Source organism: Elstera sp., from assembly GCF_044372965.1.
Classification (GTDB): domain Bacteria; phylum Pseudomonadota; class Alphaproteobacteria; order Elsterales; family Elsteraceae; genus Elstera.
This window is the reverse complement of sequence record NZ_JBILQX010000060.1, coordinates 1-18,539: the sequence shown is the minus strand read 5'-3', so window position 1 is coordinate 18,539 and position 18,539 is coordinate 1. Positions and strand designations below refer to the sequence as shown.

Annotated in this window: 20 protein-coding genes; 1 reads left to right on the top strand and 19 read right to left on the bottom strand. The window is 63.2% G+C overall.

The window, feature by feature from the left end; all coding sequences use genetic code 11:
- Positions 1 to 98 precede the first annotated feature (98 nt).
- From ACIQ36_RS09655 to ACIQ36_RS09610, 10 genes are all read right to left on the bottom strand, one after another.
- The gene (locus ACIQ36_RS09655; protein WP_395828646.1) at positions 99 to 875 is read right to left on the bottom strand and encodes a hypothetical protein; all 777 of its coding nucleotides are present in this window, start codon (positions 873 to 875) and stop codon (positions 99 to 101) included.
- A 4-nt stretch (positions 876 to 879) separates the two neighbouring features.
- Complete coding sequence (locus ACIQ36_RS09650) at positions 880 to 2,271, bottom strand: MBOAT family O-acyltransferase (protein ID WP_395828644.1); 1,392 nt, start codon at positions 2,269 to 2,271, stop codon at positions 880 to 882.
- A 55-nt stretch (positions 2,272 to 2,326) separates the two neighbouring features.
- Positions 2,327 to 2,776 carry a DUF1178 family protein gene (locus ACIQ36_RS09645; protein WP_395828642.1) on the bottom strand — a complete coding sequence of 150 codons (450 nt, stop codon included), beginning with the start codon at positions 2,774 to 2,776 and terminating at the stop codon, positions 2,327 to 2,329.
- A 19-nt stretch (positions 2,777 to 2,795) separates the two neighbouring features.
- Positions 2,796 to 3,626: a carbon-nitrogen hydrolase family protein gene (locus ACIQ36_RS09640; protein ID WP_395828640.1), complete on the bottom strand. Its 831-nt coding sequence runs from the start codon at positions 3,624 to 3,626 to the stop codon at positions 2,796 to 2,798.
- Positions 3,627 to 3,631: 5 nt separating this feature from the next.
- A complete protein-coding gene (gene grxC / locus ACIQ36_RS09635) occupies positions 3,632 to 3,889 on the bottom strand; it encodes a glutaredoxin 3 (RefSeq protein WP_395828638.1) in 258 nt (85 codons plus the stop codon).
- 80 nt (positions 3,890 to 3,969) lie between these two features.
- On the bottom strand, positions 3,970 to 4,374 hold the full coding sequence (locus tag ACIQ36_RS09630) for a PIN domain-containing protein (protein WP_395828636.1): 405 nt from the start codon (positions 4,372 to 4,374) through the stop codon (positions 3,970 to 3,972).
- 7 nt (positions 4,375 to 4,381) lie between these two features.
- The gene (locus ACIQ36_RS09625; protein WP_395828634.1) at positions 4,382 to 4,612 is read right to left on the bottom strand and encodes an AbrB/MazE/SpoVT family DNA-binding domain-containing protein; all 231 of its coding nucleotides are present in this window, start codon (positions 4,610 to 4,612) and stop codon (positions 4,382 to 4,384) included.
- Between the two features lie 53 nt (positions 4,613 to 4,665).
- Positions 4,666 to 5,325 carry an outer membrane lipoprotein carrier protein LolA gene (locus ACIQ36_RS09620; protein ID WP_395828632.1) on the bottom strand — a complete coding sequence of 220 codons (660 nt, stop codon included), beginning with the start codon at positions 5,323 to 5,325 and terminating at the stop codon, positions 4,666 to 4,668.
- Positions 5,326 to 5,338: 13 nt separating this feature from the next.
- Positions 5,339 to 6,541, bottom strand: a complete 1,203-nt coding sequence (locus ACIQ36_RS09615; RefSeq protein ID WP_395828630.1) for an NAD(P)/FAD-dependent oxidoreductase — start codon at positions 6,539 to 6,541, stop codon at positions 5,339 to 5,341.
- On the bottom strand, positions 6,538 to 6,882 hold the full coding sequence (locus ACIQ36_RS09610) for a DNA-binding protein (protein WP_395828628.1): 345 nt from the start codon (positions 6,880 to 6,882) through the stop codon (positions 6,538 to 6,540). Before ACIQ36_RS09610 ends, ACIQ36_RS09615 begins: the two co-directional genes overlap by 4 nt.
- Positions 6,883 to 7,061: 179 nt before the next feature.
- Between ACIQ36_RS09610 and ACIQ36_RS09605 the strand changes: the two genes are divergently transcribed.
- Positions 7,062 to 7,700: a hypothetical protein gene (locus ACIQ36_RS09605; protein WP_395828626.1), complete on the top strand. Its 639-nt coding sequence runs from the start codon at positions 7,062 to 7,064 to the stop codon at positions 7,698 to 7,700.
- Between the two features lie 6 nt (positions 7,701 to 7,706).
- On the opposite strand, the gene ACIQ36_RS09600 is transcribed toward ACIQ36_RS09605, so the two are convergent.
- The 9 genes from ACIQ36_RS09600 to murG all read right to left on the bottom strand — a co-directional run bounded on the left by ACIQ36_RS09600 (position 7,707) and on the right by murG (position 18,429).
- Positions 7,707 to 8,159 carry a GNAT family N-acetyltransferase gene (locus ACIQ36_RS09600; RefSeq protein WP_395828624.1) on the bottom strand — a complete coding sequence of 151 codons (453 nt, stop codon included), beginning with the start codon at positions 8,157 to 8,159 and terminating at the stop codon, positions 7,707 to 7,709.
- Positions 8,160 to 8,161: 2 nt separating this feature from the next.
- On the bottom strand, positions 8,162 to 9,499 hold the full coding sequence (locus ACIQ36_RS09595; protein ID WP_395828622.1) for a TldD/PmbA family protein: 1,338 nt from the start codon (positions 9,497 to 9,499) through the stop codon (positions 8,162 to 8,164).
- Positions 9,500 to 9,734: 235 nt separating this feature from the next.
- Positions 9,735 to 11,519, bottom strand: coding sequence for a cell division protein FtsZ (gene ftsZ / locus ACIQ36_RS09590; RefSeq protein ID WP_395828620.1), 1,785 nt, complete (start codon positions 11,517 to 11,519; stop codon positions 9,735 to 9,737).
- Between the two features lie 37 nt (positions 11,520 to 11,556).
- Positions 11,557 to 12,819, bottom strand: coding sequence for a cell division protein FtsA (gene ftsA / locus ACIQ36_RS09585; RefSeq protein WP_395828618.1), 1,263 nt, complete (start codon positions 12,817 to 12,819; stop codon positions 11,557 to 11,559).
- Position 12,820: 1 nt separating this feature from the next.
- The gene (locus tag ACIQ36_RS09580; protein WP_395828616.1) at positions 12,821 to 14,026 is read right to left on the bottom strand and encodes a cell division protein FtsQ/DivIB; all 1,206 of its coding nucleotides are present in this window, start codon (positions 14,024 to 14,026) and stop codon (positions 12,821 to 12,823) included.
- Positions 14,023 to 14,958 (bottom strand): D-alanine--D-alanine ligase, encoded by a 936-nt coding sequence (locus ACIQ36_RS09575; protein ID WP_395828614.1) that lies wholly within the window; start codon positions 14,956 to 14,958, stop codon positions 14,023 to 14,025. The genes ACIQ36_RS09580 and ACIQ36_RS09575 overlap by 4 nt, the downstream gene beginning before the upstream one ends.
- Positions 14,955 to 15,893 carry a UDP-N-acetylmuramate dehydrogenase gene (murB, locus tag ACIQ36_RS09570; protein WP_395828612.1) on the bottom strand — a complete coding sequence of 313 codons (939 nt, stop codon included), beginning with the start codon at positions 15,891 to 15,893 and terminating at the stop codon, positions 14,955 to 14,957. Before murB ends, ACIQ36_RS09575 begins: the two co-directional genes overlap by 4 nt.
- A complete protein-coding gene (gene murC / locus ACIQ36_RS09565) occupies positions 15,890 to 17,320 on the bottom strand; it encodes a UDP-N-acetylmuramate--L-alanine ligase (protein WP_395828610.1) in 1,431 nt (476 codons plus the stop codon). The genes murB and murC overlap by 4 nt, the downstream gene beginning before the upstream one ends.
- Positions 17,317 to 18,429, bottom strand: a complete 1,113-nt coding sequence (murG, locus tag ACIQ36_RS09560) for an undecaprenyldiphospho-muramoylpentapeptide beta-N-acetylglucosaminyltransferase (protein WP_395828608.1) — start codon at positions 18,427 to 18,429, stop codon at positions 17,317 to 17,319. The genes murC and murG overlap by 4 nt, the downstream gene beginning before the upstream one ends.
- Positions 18,430 to 18,539: the final 110 nt, after the last annotated feature.

Here is an 18,539-nt window from a genome sequence, read left to right as displayed (position 1 = left end):
GGGAAACACCCGAAATCAGGGTGAAAAGGGCAGAAAAATGGGCAAAAAATGCGCCTACACCAACGATAACGATCAAAAACCCCGAAGGACAGGCCAAATTAAACGGTTATTGCGGGTGTCCAGCTGCTTAAATCTGAAAACCCCGGCACCGGGTGATAGGCAAGCGCGGCCGTGGGGGCCAGCTTAAACATTGCTTCCGCCGTTAAATCGGCGATACGGCGTGCGCCGAGAAGGTTCCAGTGGAAATTCACCTTGGGGTAAATGGGGGGGCTGGCGGCGCGAAAGGCTTCGAGCGGGTAGAGCGACGCGCCCTCAAGCCCCGGAACGTCGGCGATCTGGTCTATAATGGCGGCCAAGGGCGGGGTGGCGCGGGCGCATTCCGTTTGAAGCCAGTCCGGGAGCGCTTCCGGCGTAACCCGCGATTTATCGGGGATCGCCAGAAGAAAGGTTTGGGGCTGAATCGCGCGCATCTGGAAGAGGAACGCCATCATCTCCATCGCGCGATCGTCAACCTTATCGGCGGGCAGGCTCAAGCCACAGAGGTGGCGCAGGAGGCGCTTATTTTCCGCCGTCCCGAAATTGAAGAAGATCGTATCGTCTTTTCCGGCCATGAGATCGTCGGACGGATATTCGCCGAACAGCCCAAAGCGCAGGCGGTTGTAGGCCACCAGCAGGCGCGTGCGAAAGCCAAAATGGTCGCGCGCCCAAGCGTCGGCGGCGGCGGGTAGGGCGCGCGCCTCGGACCAGGAGTTCGGGAAGGTGGGCACCGGCGCGAGCCTGCGGTTCTCCAGCAGCGGTTCGGCCCCCGGCTCCCAAAGACTGGCGAGCAGCGGCAACCAGAGGGCGGCAAGGAGCAGGAGGGGCAGTCGGCGCATCGTCTTAAAACCGGAAATAAAGGAAAGGGCTATAGCTACCGTGGGCCAAGAGCATCGCCGCGCTCAGCAACGCCAGCAGGCAGGCGAGCGCCCGCAGCCAGGGCCCGCGCGGCGCGGCGAAAGAGGCTGCTGGCAGCATCTGCTTCAACGGGAGCAGGCTTACCAGTGCGATCATCGCGGCGGCGGCGATACTCGGGGCCGCGAAGCGCGCGACCGAGGTGAGCGCGTCCGCCCCCCCGAAACCGACCATTGCCGCCCAAAAGGCTCCGGCCTGGGCTAAATCCGCTGACCGGAAAATCACAAGGCCCGCGATAACGGCAATCAGCCCATAGGCGCGCTGGGCAAGAAGGGGAAGCCGCCCCAGCATGCGCCCAAGCCCCACCCGCTCCAGTCCCAGGAAGAACCCATTGTAAGCGCCCCACGCCAAAGCGGTCCAAGTTGCGCCGTGCCACAGTCCGCAGAGCAGGAACACCAGCATCAGATTAAAGGCCGTGCGCCCCGTCCCGCCGCGACTGCCGCCGAGGGGGATATAGAGGTAGTCGCGGAACCAGCGCGACAGGCTGATATGCCAGCGCCGCCAAAAATCGGTGATCGACGTGGCCCGTAAGGGGAAGTTGAAATTGCGCGGAAACCGGAACCCCAGCATCAGCGCAAGGCCCAGGGCCATATGGGAATAGCCGGAGAAATCCATATAGAGCTGAAGCGTATAGAGCGCTGCCCCCATCCAGGCGACGCTGGGGGTTAGGTCGGCGGTCGGCAGCGCGAAAATCGGATCGACCGCGCGCGCCAACGTGTCGGCCATCAGCAGTTTTTGCATCAACCCGAGGCAGAACACCTCCATCCCGATCCGCAGCCGCCCGAGCGTCACCCAGCGCCGCGCGATCTGCCGGTGCAAGGTGGAAAAGCGCACAATCGGCCCGGCGATTAACTGCGGGAACAGCAGAATATAGAGCGCTAAATCGGGCAGTCGCCGCGCGGACGGGGCTTTGCCGCGATAGACGTCGATCAAATAGGAAAGCGCATGAAAGGTGAAAAATGAAATTCCCAGGGGCAGGGCGGGGGCATCCTTGGCTGTGAGCGGCAGATCAATCCCGAGATCGGCCAAGCTTGCCAGCACAAACCCCGCATATTTGAACAGCCCGAGCAACAGGAGATGCCCCGCGACCCCGATTGCCAGCCAGTGCTTGCGACCAGCAATGTGCAAGCCAACGCCATAGGTGAAGACGAGGGAGAGCAGGAGCACCCACAGATTCGCGAGTTCGCCCCAGGCGTAAAAGAATAGGCTTCCCGCCAACAGAAAAACGTTCCGAGCCCGGCCCCGCTGCGGTAGCAGCAAATAGACCGTCAGAAATACGGGAAAGAAGTAGAACAGGAACGGGACGGAGGGAAACAGCATGCGTGTTTTTTAGAACGCCGTTCGTCTCCCGGGTAGGGGCTTTAAGCCGTTGGCGCTAATTCTCCAGCGGCACCCAAGGAATCCGCCCGACCTCAATCCCCTCTTCGGCCAGCGCCTCCCGGTCGGCGTCGGTGCTTTCGCCGTAGATGCCGTGGGCTTCTACTTCGCCGTAATGGATTTTGCGGGCTTCTTCGGCAAAATTGTCGCCGACGTAATCGCAATCGCTTTCGATCTTGCGGCGCATCTCGCGCAAGAGCTGCATCGCGGCGGCCTGTTGATCGGCTTCTTGAGGCGTGGGGGCGGTGATAGCCTCTTCAACGGGTTTTGTGGCTGCCTTCGACGAGGGTCGGATCGCAGGTGCCATCAGGGCTTTGCGAATCTGAGTATTGCCGCAAACCGGGCACGCAACCGCCCCCGTCGCCGCCTGCTCGTCAAAAGCAGCGCTATTGCGGAACCAGGCTTCGAATTCATGCGCCTCAGCGCACAGAAGACTGTAGACGATCATAAGGATTAAATATGGCGTCTTAGCCGGAAAGAAAAGAGGGTGGCGTAAACGGCCTATCGTGGCTGAGCGATGGGATGCGTTGGCGGGCCTTAGCGACCTCGCTTAAATTGAGATCGGCGATCACAAGGCCTGGGGCCGTTCCGCCCTCGGCGATAATCTCGCCCCAGGGGCTCACGATCAGCGAATGGCCATAGGTGCGGCGGCCTTCGGCGTGGGTGCCAGTTTGGGCGGGGGCGAGGATGAAACAACCGGTTTCAATCGCCCGTGCCCGCAGTAGCACATGCCAATGGGCTTCCCCGGTCGGCACGGTGAAAGCGGAGGGGATGGTGATAATCTCCGCCCCCGCCTGGGCGAGCGCGTGAAACAGCGCGGCAAAGCGCAAATCGTAGCAAACGCTGAGGCCGAGATTGGCGAGCGGCGTTTTCACCGTGACCGCCGCGCCGCCGGGAGCGATCAGTGCCGACTCGCGGTAGCTTTCGCCATTGGCCAAATCGACATCGAACAGATGGATTTTATCGTAGCGCGCAACGACGCTGCCATCGGGCGCGAACAGCAGCGAGCGGTTGGCGAGTTTGTCGCCCGCAACGCTTACGGCAATCGAACCCGCCAGCAGATAGGCTCCGGTCTCCTGCGCCAGCCGCGAAAACAGCGGTGGCAGCGGATGGGCTTCCTCCGCGCGCGCTTTGGCCCGATGCGCCTCCCGGTCCGGCTCCAGCATTGCTGAATTTTCCGGGGTGAGAATGAAGCGCGCGCCCTGGGCCGCCGCGTCGCAGATCTGGGCCTCTAGAAAGGCCAGATTCGGCGCGAATTCCCGCTCGGCGGTCTGCTGGATCAGGGCGACGCGCAGCATGGGGATTAGACCGTCAGCAGCGGATCGAGCCCGCCCTTGGCATCCAGCGCATGGATATCGTCGCAGCCGCCAATGAGCGTCCCATCAATGAAAATCTGCGGCACGCTGTTCTTACCGCCGGTGCGGGCGCGCATTTCGGCGCGCAAAGCGGGTTTCGCCATCACGTCGAACTCTTCCCACGTTTGGCCTTTGGCCGTCAGCAGGCGCTTGGCTTTGGCGCAATAGGGGCAGAAGGGGTCGGCGTATAGTTCGATCTTGGCCATAGGGGTCTCGTCTAAATAGGGTTATGCAGTCTATTTAAGAATGGTTCTAAAAAGAATCCAGGGTCAAGAACAGAACTCGGCTATGCGGATTTAAAGGGGTTGCGGATCGTCAACCGCCCGTCGACCGCAAGCCCATCCTGCATATCCTCGCTATACAGCGTATCGCACCCAGCGCGCAGGGCGGCGGCGACGATCAGGGCGTCATAGCTCGAAAACCCGTAGCGTTGCGCCAACCGAAGGGCGTCGGCATGGGTTTTCAACTCTATCGGATGGATCGTGCCGCAAACGGTTTGAAGCAGAGCGAGCGCCTCTTCGACCTCTCCCCAAGTCATGCGCAGTTTACGCCGGGCGACAGTGGCGAACTCGTTGAGAGCTTGAACGCTGGTATCGCATTTTTGATCCAGCAAAGCTTCCGCAACCGCCGCGCGCGGATCCTCAACGAAGGCATAGACGAGGATATTCGTATCCAAAAAGCCGCGGGGCATGGCGCGCCTAACGCTCGTTCGCCTCGTCGCGGTCGAACGACCAGCCGGGCGGCAGCGGCTTGCGCAGCGACCGGATCCGGGCAAGTGCCTTTACCCGGGCCTGGTTCCGGTCCACATCGAAGGCGCGGTCGCCAACGATACGAATATCGATGTCATCCCCTTCCTTCAGGGCGAGGGCTTCGACGATGGCGGCGGGGAGGCGGATGGCGAGGCTATTGCCCCAGCGGGAAACTTGCATGCGACCTCCTCTAGATATACTTGCTGCACTGTATATCTAGAGCGCGCTCACGCCTAGTTAAACCGCTCGACCGGCTGATTGAAGAACTTCGGATCGCGGAATTCGAAGACCTTCGCCTCAATGGGATCGCCCGCGCGCGCGTCGATCAGCGTGACTTTGGTCAAGCGGTTCTGGCTGTCGAGCACGCTCCACTGCTCCAGCCGAAACGGGGCGTCGCTGAACTGCATCGTCAGTTCTCCCTGTTCGGGATCGTTGGTTTCCCGGACGGAGACGCGCAGCACGCCGGGGCCACGGTCTATTTTGGTGACGGTCAGATCTTGGCTGAGGCGGACTTTATCGCGTAGCAAAAAGGCAACCGGCGTGCTGCTGAGCGGCAAGGTTGTGGTTTCATTCAGTTCGCGGTCGTGGAAGGTCAGCAGGGTGCCGTCCGCCACCATGACCACGGGGGAGGGCGGGGCGTAATCGAAGCGCATTTTGCCGGGGCGCTGAATGAAGACGGCACCGCGCGCAATCGCCCCGGCATCGGTGATTTGCAGGAACTTGGCGGTCAGAGTCTTCAGCCCGTCGAAATAGGTTTCGATGCGGGTAAGATCGGCTTTGTCTTGCGGCGTCAGCGGCCACGGCTTCGCTTTTGCCGCCCAAGCAGGGGCTGCAAACAGCGGCAGCGCGATGAGCAGCGCGGCGAGCACGGGGCGACGAGCAATCCCAACCATTCCATACATTCCTTTAGTCCTGAGGCGTCTCTACTTGACCCGGCCCACGTGGCGAAATAAGGGCGAGCATGCCACGCGCCGCTTGCACGCCGCTGGCGAGGCAGGCGGTGAGCAGATAGCCGCCCGTGGGCGCGGCCCAATCGAGCATCTCGCCAGCAATAAACCAGCCCGGCCTTTCTAGCAGCATCAGCCCCGGCGTGAGACCAGAAAAACGGACGCCGCCCGCGCTGGAAATGGCTTCGGCAATCGGGCGGGGCTCGCCCAAGGTGAGCGGGAGGGCTTTCAGGCGGCGGGCGAGGGGGGCGGGCGCATCCCATCCTGCTGCGCGCGGGCCTTCGTTCAGCAGTGCGAGAGCGGCGGGCGACAGGCGGAAATTCTTCTTCAGGAACGACCCCAGCGAGGCGCTGCCGCGCTGGGCGAGTTTTTCGACCACCGAGCGTTCCTCGTGATCGGGGAGAAGATCGAGATGCAGCGTTACGCCCGGCGCAAGATGGTGGGAGAGGGCATAGAGGGCGCTACCCTCCAAGCCATAGTCGGTCAGAATAATCTCGCCGCGCACGCGCTGGCCGCCCGTCGTGAGCGCCACGGCTTTCAACGGGCTTCCGGCCTTGGCTTTCAGGATGGGCGACCAGTCGAGGGTCCAGCCGCAGTTAAACGGGCGTAAGGGGGCGATGGGGGCGGGCAGGAAGCCGGTCCAGGCACCGTCCGACCCAAGATGCGGCCAGCTTGCGCCGCCGAGCGCCAGCAGCACGGCATCCCCCGTAGCGGTGACGGGGCCGGTGGGCGTGTCGAAGGTGAGCGTGTTGCCCGCCGCACCGCCGGTCCAGCGGTGGCGGGTGTGGGTGCGCAGGCCCAACCCGCGCAGGCGGGTCAACCACGCGCGCAACAGGGGCGCGGCCTTGAAATCGGTTGGGAACACCCGGCCCGAGGTGCCGACGAAGGTCTCGATCCCCAATCCCGTCGCCCAGGCCCGAATCGCCTCGGGCGGCAGGGCATCGAGCCACGGGCGCACCGCCTCGGCTTCCGGCCCGTAGCGGTCGAGAAAAGCGGGCAAGGCTTCAGAATGGGTGAGGTTGAGCCCGCCGCGCCCGGCCAGCAGAAATTTCCGCCCGAGCGAGGGCATGGCATCGTAAAGATCGACCGAGACTCCGGCTTCCAGCAGCCGTTCCGCCGCCATCAACCCCGCAGGCCCGCCGCCGACGATAAGAGCTTTCACGCGACCGCCATGACGGTGAAATCAACGTGAATCCCGTCGAACGGAAACAGAAACCCCGCCTCGGTGCGGTCTATGATCCCGACATCGATCAGCGCGTGAACGTCGCTATGAACGGCTTTTACGTCACGGCCAACCGTGCGCGCAATCTGCCGTAACGGTATCGCGCCCTTGCCCGTCATCGCGCGCAGAAGTGCCCAGCGCTTCGGTGTGAAGGTTTTCCAAAGCTGCTCAGGCGTCTCAAAGCTAATGCGCGGCTCGGTGGTGGTGCCCGTCTGCCAAGCCTGAGCGAAATCGGTTAGGGTCTGATCTAGGCTGCGGACCTCAAGCGTCATGATGCTCATGTCGCCACCTTTCGTACTGAGTGCTATGTCAAGCAGGAGACGTTCGAATCTGGCTAGTGCATTGTTCTATAAGGAGGGATTGTAATTTGCAATGATGCCTCGTTATGGGAATATATTGTTCGCATAGAATTATGATTTAACTATGGTTTAGTTCAATTTTGAAATTTGAGGTGAGTGAAATGTTCATGCCCACATTTAACCAATCAAATGAACCGTATCGGGGGCGTGAAAATGTTCTCGCATTTGACAAGATGATATCGGCAAGCGTTAAGGTTATGGAGAAGAATTCCGAATATAGCCGTTCAAATTATAAAAATCTTACCCGAATACAGCTTGCTGCGCTAGAAATAATTCCTCATGGATACTCGCTGGCTTTGTCGATTCGTGAATTGGTGCGCCAGGGGTATCTTCTGGCAGGTGAGGTGCTTATTCGTCCTCTTTTGGAGCGAGCGGCAGTCGTCAGTTACCTATTTGACCACGAAGAGAAGTTAGATCTATGGGAGCAAGGATGGCCACACGATAAGCGGCCAAGCTTGAGGAAAATGATGATTTCAATGGCCTCATCTGATAAAAACACGTCTATAAATATCGATAATATTAACGAAATTACCCGTCGAATTATTAATGAGCATAATGCTCTAGTCCATGCTGAGCCAAACGGGGCAAGGCGTCATTTAGCCAAGTTTGGTAGTACGTTAGGATACAGTCCTTCAAAATCTCTGAATGAACCTGAACGTTGCGACCGTTTGTGTGGTGAAGCAATGACTTATTTGGCAGTTTTAACTCTCCGCGACTGTGCAATTTTTGGCCCAAAATAGGGTCTTTCACGGCACCAGCGGAATATCATACCGCACAAACGCCGAGAGTTTCGCTACGCGGTCGTAGAGTTTGCGCGCGGTCGCATTGTCCTCATGGGTGTGCCAGTAAAGCCGATACCAGCCCGCCGTTTTGCCGATATCGACCAGCGCATCGATCAGCCTCTCGCCCGCCCGCTGGCCGCGTGCTTCGGGGACGACGAAGAGGTCTTCGAGATAGCCGACCATTCGAGCGCTATTGGTGTGCAGATGGGGAATGTAGTGGAGCAGGCCGATCAACGCGCCCGTCTTCCCCACGGCCACCAATCCGTGCAGTCCCACGGCAGGATCGTGTAGCCGCCGCCAATTGGCGTCGATCACCGCCGGGGTATAGTCGGTTTTGTAGAAGCGCCCATAGGCTTTGAACAACAGCTCCCAGGCCGCGCGGTCGTCGGCTTGGAGGGGGCGAATCTCAGTTGTCATTGTTACCGTCCCGCCAAAACCATGCCGTCGACGCGCAAACTGGGGCTATCAAGCCCCCGTTTGATCTCCAGATCATCCGCCGGGGTCAGGGTCTGATACATGTCCTTGAGGTTGCCCGCGATGGTGATTTCGCTGACCGGATAGGCGATTTCGCCGTTCTCGATCCAGAAACCCGCCGCTCCCCGGCTGTAATCGCCGGTAAGGCCGTTGACGCCCTGGCCCATCAGATCGGTGACGTAGAGCGCGTTTTCGCCCGCGTAGAGTTCCTGCGGTTTCAGTGTGCCCGCGTCCACGGTCAGATTGCTCGCGGCAGGGCCGGGCGGGCCGGAGGTGCCGCGCGCGGCGTGGCCCGTGGGCGCAAGGTTCAACTGCCGGGCCGAGCGCAGATCGAGCAGCCACGTTGTCAGCACGCCCTTATCGAACAGGGCGCGCGCCTGGGTGGGCAGCCCTTCGGCGTCATAGGGGCGGGAGCGTAGGCCGCGCTTGCGGTGGGGCTCTTCGCGCACGGTAATCTTCGAACTAAACACGGGCTGGCCGAGCTTATCTTTGAGAAAGCTGGTGCCGCGCGCGATGCTGGGGCCGGAAATCGCGCCTAAAGCGTGGCTAATCAGCCCGCCTGCAACGCGCGGATCGAAGATCACCGGCACTTTCGCGGTCTCAAGCTTGCGCGGGTTCAGGCGGCGCAGGGCGCGTTCGGCGGCGCTGCGACCGATGCGGACGGGATCGTCGAGGTCTTCAGCGTGCAGGGCCGAGGAATAATCATAGTCGCGCTCCATACCCGTGCCGGTTCCGGCGACGGCGGTCATGGCGATGGAATGCCACGTGCTGCGGTTTTCACCGGCAAACCCGGCGGAGGTGACGAGGGCACTATAGCCCGAACCCCATCCCGCGCTCGCCCCATCGGAATTGGTGATGCCGGCAATGCCCATCGCCGTATCTTCCGCTGCCGCTGTACGCGCCAGCAGAAGCTCAATATCGGGCTCATTGGGATCGACGCTATCGAGGTTTGGAAAACTTCTGGCGAGAAGCTCCGCCCCGGCGATGCCGCAGAACGGATCTTCCGGCGCAAGCCGGGCCATAGCAAGGGCGCGTTCCACCATCGCCGCCAGCGCATCTGGGCGTAGATCGCTGCTGGAGACGATGGCTTGGCGCTGACCGATGAATACGCGCAGGCCCAAGTCCTGCCCTTCCGACCGTTCGAGTTTCTCGATGCGCCCCAGGCGGCGCTCGACGGAAACCGAAACGCCGTGATGCATTACCGCATCGGCACTATCGGCCCCCGCCGCGCGGGCCTTGGCCACGAGGTCGGAGAGAAGGTCTAAGGTGGGGGGTGTCGTCATGCGTGAAGTCGCCAAACTGCTAGAAGCGGAGGGATCACAGAGTGGCGATCCCAGGCACGGGCGACAACCCCCAAAGCGCGCGTTCCCATCAAACGAGGGTCAGAAGTCCGGTAAACCCAGCCCGGCTGAGGCGCAGCCGAGCGGAAGCTCACCGGAAAGACCGACCGGTTAGTCCTGCTTAACGGTCGCCGGGGTGGTTGCGATCCACGCCCCGGCGAATGGGATACAGCCGAACTTAGTTGGCCTGACGGCGCAGGAACGCCGGAATTTCCAGCAGGTCGTCATCGGCCTGGCTGGAGATCGGACGGGTTCCGGCATCGCTCAAACGCGGCGCGGCGGCGGGGGCCGTCGGGGCCGATCCACCACCTTGAACGCGGCTGCCTGCCGACGGGGTGACGGCAGGGGCTGCATCCGGACGACGCCCGGCGGACAGCGGGTTGGTGAAACGCTCGAACAGGCTGGGCGCGCGGCTCTTGTCCTTCGCCGATGCCGGGGTGGCGGCGGGGGTCGGAACATGAAGCGGCTGCATGGCGAGCGCGGCATTGCCGACGCTGGTCGGTTGGGTCATCGTCGGTTCCGGCGAAACGTTGGGAACGACGCGCTGGGTCATCGCCGGTTCCATCGAGGCTTCCACGGGGCGCGGCGGAATAAAGCCGCCATCGACCGAGGGAGCCGCCGACATCGGGGCCGACAGGGGGGCCGAAACCGGGGCCGAAGCGCGCGGAGCCGGGTTGAACGAACTGGTCATTGCGGTGTTCGGCGAAGCTTGCGGGCGTACCGGCGCGCTCAGGCTTTGGGTTACGACCGGCTGCGGGGCCACGGCGAGATTGCCTTGAACGCCAAAGGCCGGGCCATTGGTCGGCGCGGTTTCGGCGCTCATTACCGGGGCTGCTGCCGCGTGATGCGGCGTATGCATCGGCGTGGCCGCCATCGGTGCATACCCGCTGCCGATTGCCGCCGAGGCTTGCGAGACGGTGTTTTGCTGAGGTGCGCGCGGCGTTGCGTCCGTCACGAGGGCGATTTGCGGGCGGCGCGGTTCGGCAGCAACTTCCGACTCAATGCCGGTGGCGACGACCGAGACGCGGACGCGGCCTTCCAGGCTTTCATCGAAGGTGGAGCCGAAGATGATGTTTGCGTCCGGGTCCACTTCTTCGCGGATACGGTTAGCGGCTTCATCGGCTTCGAACAGGGTCATATCCAGACCGCCGGTGATGTTGATGAGGACGGCGCGCGCGCCCTTCATCGAGGCATCGTCCAACAGCGGATTGGAAATGGCGGCTTCGGCGGCATCAAGCGCGCGGCGGTCGCCGGTGGCTTCGCCCGTCCCCATCATCGCCTTGCCCATTTCGCTCATAACCGTGCGAATATCGGCGAAATCGAGGTTGATGAGGCCCGGCATCATCATGAGATCGGTCACGCCGCGAACGCCTGCGTGCAGCACATCGTCGGCCATTTTAAAGGCATCGGCGAAGGTGGTGCGCTCGTTGGCGAGCCGGAACAGATTCTGGTTCGGGATGATGATGAGCGTATCAACATACTGCTGAAGATCGAGAATGCCGTTTTCAGCAAGGCGCATGCGGTGCGCGCCTTCGAAATGGAACGGCTTCGTGACGACGCCAACGGTCAGAATGCCGCGTTCGCGGGCAGCCCGCGCAATGACCGGGGCCGCGCCCGTGCCCGTACCGCCGCCCATGCCCGCCGTGATGAACACCATATTGGAGCCATCGAGCTGCTGCATAATTTCTTCAATGCATTCTTCAGCCGCCGCCCGGCCCACGTCGGGCTTTGCGCCCGCGCCCAAGCCGCGCGTCAACTCGGTGCCGAGCTGAATGCGGCGCGAGGCAAGATTATGCCCCAGCGCTTGATTGTCCGTATTGGTAACGACGAATTCCACGCCTTGCAGATTGGCGCGAATCATATTGTTAACGGCATTCCCGCCAGCACCACCGCAGCCGACGACCGTAATACGCGGGCGCAGTTCGTGATCGCTAGGATTGCTCAAACCGATTTGCATAGCCATTTTGTGCCTCCGCTTCGAAAAACTTTGATGATCGAGCTTAAAAATTTTCTTTGAGCCATAACCCAAGCCGTCCGATCATTCCGGTCGGCGGGGCGGCGGACGTTTTGCGTCCCCCTTTCGCAGGCTCGGATGTCGGTTGAAGGGCGTGGGCGATCAAACCTGTGCACGTGGCATAGGCCGGACCGGCAAAATCGACCGGCAGCCCGTGAAACCCTTGGGGTTTGCCCACACGGACCTGCTTGTCGAGAATATGGGCCGCAAGGTCGCGCACCCCGGAGAGCTGACTTGCGCCCCCCGAGAGAACGGCCCGTCGGCCCGCTATCTTGTCCAAGCCGCTCGCCTCCAAGCGACTGCGGACAAGTTCAAAAGTCTCCTCCAACCGGGGTTGGATAATCCCGGTTAAAATCGACTTCGGAATATGGTGCGCGGTGAGGCGATCATCCTCGCCGACCAGCGGAACTTCGATGATTTCCCGCTCGTCGGCGCTGGCGACCAGGGCCGCGCCGTAGAGGGTTTTCATCCGTTCCGCATGGGCCAGCGGGGTCGAAAGCCCGCGCGCAATATCGGTGGTTACATGGCCGCCGCCGATGGGCACCGAATCGGTGAACACCAGCTTGCCATCAAAGAAAACCGCCATGGTGGTCACGCCGCCACCAAGGTCGATGAGCGTGCAACCCATCTCCCGCTCATCCGGCACTAATACCGACATACCAGCGGCGTAAGGGGCGGCAACGACGCCATCCAGTTCCAAATGGCAGCGGGCGATGACCATCGCCAAGGTTTTCAGCGCCGAAGTGGAGGCCGAGACGACGTGCATATTCACGCCCAAGCGCTGGCCATACATGCCGCGCGGATCGCGGATTCCCCGGCTGCCGTCGATGGTGAACCCCACGGGAATCGTGTGCAGCATCGTGCGGTCGGTCGGCTCCATATTCTGCCGCCCGGCTTCCAGCACGCGGCGCACGTCCGCATCGGAAATCTCGTGACTATCGATCGAAAGCTCGTGCTGGGCGACGCGCGACGACAAGTTGCCGCCGGTCATGCTGACGATGACGCCCTGAATGGTTTCGCCCGCCATTTGTTCGGCGGCTTGCACGGCGGAAAGAATGTTTTTCTCGGCGGCGTCGATATCGGCAATCGTTCCGGCTTTGATGCCTTTCGAGCCAATCATACCAATGCCGGTCACGCGCGGCACACCGCCATCCACCCGCGCAATCAAGCAGGTGGTTTTGGTCGTGCCCAGGTCGAGCGTCGCCACAATCCCGTTACGGGCTTTGGTCGATCCCTTGCGCATGCTCATCCTAACCGTTCCCCCCTTCCGCCGCTTTCGCGCCCGCCTGTTTTTGCGCCGCTGCGGCTGCGGCCGCTGCGGCTGGACTGAGCTGCACGATCATGCGGTCGGTCTGTCGCAGGTCGATGGCGACAATATCCCGATCCAGCAGCTTCTGCTGCCGGTGCAGATCAGCGAGCACCCCCAGGGCGACCGCCGGATTTTCTTCCGGAAGACGCACGTCGATACCGTTCGTGAGATGCAGATTCCAACGCCGGTCGCCGACCCGAATAGCGGCGGCGACGAGCGGTTTTATCTGCGGTTCCCCCTCCAGCAGCAGCAGGATTTCTTCCGCCCGCTGGGGAGCCCCCTCGCCGACAATTACCGGCAATTGGGCAAACGCGCCGCCAGGGTCCATGAGGATGGTTACGCCCTTGGAATCCACCAGGTGGAACCGTCCGCCGTTTTGCCACAGGGCAAAGGGCGACCGCTCCGTGAGACGGACATAAACCGTATCCGGCAGGCGCCGTTCTACGACTGCGGACTCGATCCAGGGAAGCGCTTCCAACCGCTGGCGGGCGGCTTCAGCATCGAAGCCTAGAATCGCCTCTCCGCGCCGAGTTTGCAAGGATTCCATGATCGTTTCGGAAGCGGAACGAATGCGGCCCTCAACGAGAACTTCCTGTACGCGCAGGCCGAAACCCGCACCAACCTGCGCAAAAAAACCGGGGCGGGGGAGAACAGCCCCGCTCGCGTTTTGCACGGGAGTGGCGGGATGTAGCGCAATTGTCACACCGAGCCCGGCGACGATGCCGAGCGTAATCGTGCCGCCGAGACCCCAGAGGGCGGGCTTCAGCCATTTATTCGGCGGGCGACGCTTTGGCGGATTGGGAATGACGATCAGCGCGCGGCCCGGCTCCTTCGCTACGGCGGGCGGTGCCAGGGGCTTGCGGCTGGGCGAGGTGATCGGCTGATTGGGGGAAATCAGCCGGGCCTGCAACTGCGGCTCGATCGGCGTTACCGGCGGCGGCGCGGCGGGGGTAACGCTGGGGCCCATGAGCAAGCGCTTCGGATCGGTGATCTTCTTGGGCTGAGCTTTGGCGGCGGCGCGTTTCGGCAGCCAACCGGTGACGGCGGCGCGCAGGCGTGCCCCCGCGCTTGGCTTTTCCTGCTTTGGGGCCGTCAGGAAGCTCGGCAGGCTGGGGCGGTCCAGCGGATCAAGGTGCAGATCGCTCATCCCCATCGCGCTTGCTCCACCAATGAAACGACGAGATCAGCAAAGGAAATGCCTCGGCTGCGGGCGGCGTCGGGCACCAGCGAGGTCGGCGTCATGCCCGGCTGCGTATTGGTTTCGAGCAGCCAGACCGTGCCGGGCGAACCTTGCGTATCGTCATACCGGAAGTCGGAGCGGGACACGCCCCGGCACCCGAGCGCCTTATGGGCGCGCACGCCCATATCGTAGAGTTCGGCCAGCACGCTTTCGGGCACGTCCGGCGGCATAATATGTTCCGCCTCGCCGCCTTTGTACTTGGCTTCGTAGTCGAAAAAGCCGTGAGCGTGGCGAATCTCGATGGCCCCCAGCGCGCGCGCCTCGCCGGTTTCGGGATCGTCCACCACAGCGACGGTCAGTTCGCGCCCGGCGATATAGGGTTCGACCAGCACTTCGTCGCCAAACCCCCAATCGGCGACCGCCGGGCCATTATCACCCGCGCGCACGATCTGAACGCCGAAGCTGGAGCCCTCGGCGGGCGGTTTCACCACGTAAGGCCGGGGGATCACGTCGCCGGCCAGCACCTCGGCCTTCGAATAGACCGCGCCGCCGGGCACCCGCAGCCCTTCCGCCGCAAAAACGCGTTTGGCGGCGGGTTTGTTCATTGCGAGCGCCGAGGCCAGCACACCGGAATGGGTATACGGGATTTCCAGCAGATCGAGAATCGCCTGAACCCGGCCATCCTCGCCGCCGGTTCCGTGCAGCGCGTTGAACACCGCGTCGGGCTTCGGGGTGAGTGCGGCGATCAGGGCCGCCGGGTCTTTCGGCGCATCGATCTCCGTGACCTCAAACCCTTTTTCGCGCAAGGCGGCGGCAATCGGCACGCCCGAGGCGAGCGAGACGGGGCGCTCGGCGGACCAGCCGCCCATCAGCACGGCGATGCGATGGAAGCGGCTCATGCGCTTTCTCCTAACTTCACGCCGATGCGTTTGATTTCCCACTCCAGGGTAACGCCCGAGGTTTCCAGCACCCGGCGGCGGACCTCTTCGCCCAGGGCTTCAATCTCGGCGGCGGTGGCCGTACCGGTATTGATGAGGAAATTCGTGTGCTTTTCCGAAACCTGCGCGCCGCCCAGCATCAGCCCCCGGCACCCGGCCTTATCGATCAACTCCCAGGCTTTCGCGCCCGGCGGGTTCTTGAAGGTCGAGCCGCCGGTTTTGGCGCGGATCGGTTGCGCCGCTTCCCGGTTGGCGCGGATTTCGGCCAAACGCGCGCCGATGCTCTTCGGGTCGGCTTCGGTGCCGCGCAGAGTCGCGCCGGTAAAGATCCAATCGGCGGGGGCTTCGGAATGGCGGTAGGTCAGGCCCATCTCGGTCAAGGTGGCCGTCTGCCGGTTGCCCCGCCGGTCGAGCGCGCGCGCTTCCACCAGCACTTGCGCCATATCGCCGCCATAGGCCCCGGCGTTCATGCGCAGCGCGCCGCCGATGGTGCCGGGCACGCCGGAGAGAAATTCGAGCCCGGCAATGCCCGCCTCGCCTGCGGTCAGCGCAACGTTCAAATCCAGCGCGGCGGCCCCGGCGCTAACCTCGGTGCCCTGGGTCGTGATCGTGGCAAAGCCCTTGCCTAACCGCAGCACAACGCCCGGAACGCCGCCGTCGCGCACCAACAGATTCGAGCCGACGCCGATCACCGTCACCGGCACCTCGGGCGGCAGACCCGCGAGCAGGGTTGCGAGATCATCTTCATCCGCCGGACGCACCAAAACTTCCGCCGGGCCGCCCACGGCGAACCAGGTAATCGCGCTCAAAGGCGCGTTCGCCGTCACCCGACCGCGCAAAGGCGGCAGGCGTTCGGCGAGCGGAACGGCGCTATCGGGGCGGGTGAGGGCGATCATACCGCCCCTCCGCTCAAAGGTTCACCGTAAAGGTCGGCGAGTTGCGCGGGCAAAGCGTTCGCCCAATTGGTGATCGTCCCCGCGCCCAAGCACACGACCATATCGGACGGGCGGGCCATTTCTTTGATGATGCCTGCGAGATCATCTGGGCTATCGAGCCCGCGCACGAAGCGGTGGCCGCGCTGGCGCATCCCGGCGATCAGACTATCGCGGGAGATGCCCTCAATCGGCGCTTCGCCTGCTGCGTAAACATCGGCGACGATCACCGCGTCGGCGTCGTTGAAGCAAGTGCAGAAGTCTTCGAACAGGTCGCGGACGCGGCTATAGCGGTGCGGCTGCACCACGGCGATGACGCGGCCCCGGCAGCCGGAGCGCGCGGCCTTCAGCACAGCGGCGATTTCTACCGGGTGATGGCCGTAATCGTCGATCACGGTGATCCCGCGCACTTCGCCCGTCCGGGTAAAGCGGCGCTTGACGCCCTTGAACCCGGCAAGGCCCCGACGGATGGTGTCGTCGTCGATACCCATTTCCAGCGCGACGGTAATCGCGGCGAGCGAGTTCTGGACGTTATGGGTGCCCAGCATCGGCAGTTGCACATTGCGCAGAATCCGCGTCGGCCCGCCCATGCGGTCGCGGATTTCCACATCGTAGCGCGCGCCGGTCGGCTGCTGCATCAGATTGAGCCCGCGCACATCGGCCTGAGGCGAAAGACCATAGGTAACGACGCGCCGGTCGAGCTTCGGAATCATCGCCTGCACGCCGGGATGATCGATGCAGAGCGTGGCAAACCCGTAGAAGGGGATATTCTCGACGAAGGTTCGGAAAGCCTCCTGCACCTTATCGAAGGTGCCGTAATGGTCGAGATGCTCGGGGTCGATGTTCGTCACCACGGCGATGACCGAGGGCAGACGGGTAAACGTGCCGTCGCTCTCGTCCGCCTCCACCACCATCCAATCGCCCGCGCCCAGGCGCGCATTGGTGCCATAGGCGTTGATGATGCCGCCGTTAATCACCGTGGGATCGAGCCCCGCCGAATCCAGCATCGCGGCGATCATCGAGGTCGTCGTCGTTTTGCCGTGGGTGCCGCCGACCGCGACCGACCATTTCAGGCGCATCAGTTCGCCCAGCATTTCGGCCCGGCGCACCACCGGCAGCAGCCGTTCGAGCGCGGCCACGACTTCCGGATTATCGTGCTTGACGGCGGAAGAGATGACCAGCACCTGCGCATCGTCGAGATTTTCGGCGCGGTGGCCGATTTCAACCGTTATTCCGAGCGAGCGCAGGCGCTTCACATTGGCGTTATCGGATTGGTCGGAGCCGCGCACCTTATAGCCGAGGTTGTGCAGAATCTCGGCGATGCCCGACATGCCGATGCCGCCGATCCCGACAAAATGCAGGGTTCCGATCGATAGCGGCATCGCTCTCATGAGGCGTCTCCAGAAACGGCAGTCAGGGGCAGCGCGGCACAGGTCAACACAAGGTCGGCGAGGCGGGCTGCGGCATCGGGTTTGGCGAGGGCGCGGGCGGCTTTTGCGGCCTCGGCAAGCCCGGCGGGATTGGTGAGAAGTTCGGTCACGCGGCGGGTGAGGCCGCCGTTCGACAGTTCGGGCTGTTCGACCAGCCAGGCCGCGCCGTGATCGGACAGGGCACGGGCGTTGACCGTCTGGTGATCGTCGGCCGAGCCCGGCAGCGGCACCAGAATCGCGGGCCGCCCGGCGGCGGTCAGTTCCGCCACGGTCGAGGCCCCGGCGCGGGCGATGACGAGATGGGCCATTGTCAGCCGTTTCGCCATATCGCCGAAGAAGGGCGCACAATCGGCCTTGATCCCGGCGGCGCGGTAGGTTTCTTGCGCTTGGGCCACGGCGTCGGCGCGGACCTGATGGGAGACGCTCAGCAACTCGCGCAGCACTTGCGGCAGGGCAGCGAGCGCGCCGGGGATCGTCTCGCCGAACACGCGCGCGCCCTGGCTGCCGCCGGTGATGAGAATATGGAAGCGCTCCTGCGGCAGCGCGAAGCTCGGCACACTCGCAATCGCGGCGCGCACGGGGTTGCCGAGCCAAGTGATCGGCGGCGTCTGCGGCGGCAGGGCGAGCGTTTTGGCGAAGCTGGTCGCAAGCGCTTTCGCCCGCTCCAGCAGCAGCCGGTTGGAGCGCCCCAGCACCGAATTCTGTTCGTGCAGCACGGTCGGCAGCCCCAGCCGCTGGGCGGCGAGCACTGGCGGAACGGAAGGATAGCCGCCGAAGCCGACGCAGACGGCGGGCTCCAGGCGCTTCAGGAGTTTCCGGCTGGCGAGGAAGCCGCGCGCCAAGGTCACGGCGGCGCGGGCACGTCCAAGCAAGCCCTGCCCCAGCATCGCAGCGGACGGAACCACATGCAGATCGAGCCCGGCTTGCGTCACGCCCAGCGCCTTTCCGCGAACATCGGTGATGAGGGCCGTGCGATAGCCGCGCGCGATGAGTTCGCCCGCTAGGGCTTCCGCTGGGAAAACGTGGCCGCCGGTGCCGCCTGCGGCCAGCAGGATCAAGGGCGCGCTCATAGGTCGCTCTCCCCAAACCGGCGGCGCGTGAGGCCGAGCAGCATGCCCATCCCCAGCGCGATGGCGAAGAGCGACGACAGACCATAGGAAATCAGCGGCAGCGTCATCCC